Source organism: Pseudomonas sp. SDO5532_S415, from assembly GCF_054071155.1.
On sequence record NZ_JBSVWS010000366.1, the window covers coordinates 1 to 1,056 of the forward strand.

Sequence of the window (1,056 nt, forward strand, 5' to 3'; positions counted from 1 at the left end):
TTGACCGCGTACGACTGTGGGAGCGAGCCTGCTCGCGAAAGGGGCATTCGCCACACCACAAGGCTCAATGACTCAACGGTTCGGTTGCGGCGTCAGGCGCAAGTAAGGCTTCACCGCACGATACCCCTTGGGAAAGCGCTGCTTGATTTCCTCTTCATCCTTGAGCGAAGGCACGATGACCACCTCGTCACCGTCCTGCCAGTTGGCCGGGGTGGCCACCTTGTGGTTGTCGGTGAGCTGCAGCGAGTCGATCACCCGCAGGATTTCGTGGAAGTTGCGGCCGGTGCTCGCCGGGTAGGTGATGGTCAGCCGCACCTTCTTGTTCGGGTCGATCACGAACAGCGAGCGCACGGTCAGGGTGTCGTTGGCGTTGGGATGGATCAGGTCGTAGAGGTCCGAGACCTTGCGGTCGGCGTCGTCGAGGATCGGGAAATTAACGACGGTATTCTGGGTTTCGTTGATGTCTTCGATCCAGCGGTGGTGCGAATCCACCGGATCGACGGACAGTGCGATGGCCTTGACCCCACGCTTGGCGAATTCATCTTTCAATTTGGCCGTGAAGCCGAGTTCGGTGGTGCATACCGGCGTGAAGTCCGCCGGGTGGGAAAACAGTACGCCCCAGCTATCGCCCAGCCACTGATGGAACCGGATGGTGCCGGCGCTGGAATCCTGTTCGAAGTCGGGGGCGATATCGCCCAGTCTGATGCTCATGGTGCTGCTCCTTGATGAGTGCTGGTTGAGCTCAACTGTGCCTGCGTTTTTTATCTATTAAAAAGAATAAATATCGATTTATTTAGACCTAAAAGAAATATTAAAGATCTGTTCACTGGACGCGAGTTCATATCCCATTGAACATCGGCCACAAGGTTCGAGAAGGCCTTGAGTTGCTGTAAAAGAGGGAACTTCAAGGCGGGTTTACGGGGGTGAGCCCGGCTTGAAAACGCAAAAGCCCCGCCCGGCGTGATGCCGGGCGGGGCTTTTTTTGCATCGATTTCCCCACCGTGGGAGCGAGCCTGCTCGCGAAAGCGTCGTGTCAGTCAACATTTCAGTCGACCG

General features: G+C 56.8%; 1 protein-coding gene. It reads right to left on the minus strand.

Features of this window, described 5'->3' with window-relative positions; genetic code table 11:
• Window positions 1–72: 72 nt before the first annotated feature.
• Window positions 73–711, minus strand: a complete 639-nt coding sequence (locus ACW9HW_RS30130; protein WP_095196290.1) for a peroxiredoxin — start codon at window positions 709–711, stop codon at window positions 73–75.
• Window positions 712–1,056 lie beyond the last annotated feature (345 nt).